Genomic DNA, 505 nt, shown 5'->3' with positions numbered 1-505 from the left:
ATAACACCAGTGGTCACGGAATTGGTCACACTCCCTACAAAATCTCTTCTATTTTGTTAACAGCATCTTCTTGCATCGTTGGCAGCACATGTGAATAAGTGTCTAATGTGATTTTGATATTGCTGTGTCCTAACCGCTCAGAAATCACCTTCACATTCACACCTTTAGCTAATAGCAAAGTCGCATGTGTATGACGTAAATCATGGAATCGAATCCTTGGCACAGCCGCTTTCTTAATCAAAGCGTTTAGACTTCGTCTAACATTAGCAGGATTGATTGGTGTTCCAGAAGGAGTACACATCACCAAGTCATTGTCTTGATATTCCTCACCTTGGCTCAGCTTCTCTTTCAATACGACTGCTCTATGCTTCTTTAGCTTTGCTACTGTCGATGCAGGTAGTAGTATTTTTCTTAAACTTGATTTTGTCTTTCCTCCAAGCAAGAACGTCTTTCCGTCATGACTTAACGTTTGGGTAATAGTTAAATGCCCTTTTTCTAAATCAAC

General features: G+C 40.0%; 1 protein-coding gene. It reads right to left on the bottom strand.

What is annotated here, in order from left to right; all coding sequences use genetic code 11:
* Positions 1–34: 34 nt before the first annotated feature.
* Positions 35–505 (bottom strand): site-specific integrase (locus PDL00_RS34720; protein ID WP_270733854.1); only part of this gene is annotated, 471 nt, incomplete at its 5' end.

Origin of the sequence: Bacillus cereus group sp. TH152-1LC, assembly GCF_027710505.1 — a bacterium.
Classification (GTDB): domain Bacteria; phylum Bacillota; class Bacilli; order Bacillales; family Bacillaceae_G; genus Bacillus_A; species Bacillus_A mobilis.
The sequence above is the reverse complement of the archived record's forward strand: the minus strand, read 5'-3'. Positions and strand labels throughout refer to the sequence as shown.